Origin of the sequence: Paenibacillus senegalensis JC66 (assembly GCF_000285515.1) — a bacterium.
Classification (GTDB): domain Bacteria; phylum Bacillota; class Bacilli; order Paenibacillales; family NBRC-103111; genus Paenibacillus_L; species Paenibacillus_L senegalensis.
Genome location: NZ_CAES01000167.1, coordinates 1 through 248 on the forward strand (window position 1 = coordinate 1; position 248 = coordinate 248).

General features: G+C 48.4%; 1 tRNA gene. It reads left to right on the forward strand.

Going from position 1 to position 248, the window contains the following annotated elements:
* Window positions 1-95: 95 nt before the first annotated feature.
* Window positions 96-172, forward strand: a tRNA-Ile gene (locus PSHG_RS26145).
* The last annotated feature ends 76 nt before the right edge of the window (window positions 173-248 follow it).

The following is a 248-nucleotide window of genomic DNA, read 5'->3' on the forward strand; positions in this document are numbered from 1 at the left end:
AGAGGGTTATACAACCTGATCAACATTCATTTGCCAAGCAAGATGAAGAAGCTGGGCGAAACCATGTCCAGGTTATTTTTTTGTGAAAGCAAAATGGGCCCTTAGCTCAGCTGGTTAGAGCGCACCCCTGATAAGGGTGAGGTCGGTGGTTCGAGTCCACTAGGGCCCACCAAGCAACCCCAAAAAGTGAAGAAAAGCGTTGAAGCTTAGTCCGATTACTTTTCGGGGGCCCCAGTATACTATTTCGC